The organism is Bacillus sp. L75, from assembly GCF_003676355.1.
In the GTDB taxonomy this organism is placed as follows: domain Bacteria; phylum Bacillota; class Bacilli; order Bacillales; family Bacillaceae; genus Bacillus; species Bacillus velezensis.
In genome coordinates, this window is the sequence record NZ_ML064948.1 from 1 (window position 1) to 315 (window position 315).

The window sequence follows — 315 nt, forward strand, 5'->3', positions numbered from 1 at the left end:
CGGAAAAGACCCGGCTGGTTACGTTGAACGAACTGGTGTCATAGTAACGTGCGTTGATGAAATAGAGGCAGAGAATGGCAACAGAAAGTTTGATATAGCTGCATTAAAGGCTAGGAACTTTGGTTGTGATGCTTTTGGTTGGGACGGTGACGGCTTAGGCGCAATACTTCGCGACCAAGCAGACAAGCACTTTGGTGATACTAATGTTAATTACTTTATGTATAAAGGCTCAACATCACCACACAATCCTAAATCTGAATTCAGCAGCGAAAACTCAAATGTAAATGTTCAAGATGGGCGACTAGTTAAGGATGC

1 protein-coding gene is annotated in these 315 nt (G+C 42.9%); it reads left to right on the plus strand.

Going from position 1 to position 315, the window contains the following annotated elements; translation table 11 throughout:
• The coding region (locus D5S11_RS19985; RefSeq protein WP_206504711.1) for a hypothetical protein at window positions 1-315 on the plus strand (315 nt) is incomplete at both ends.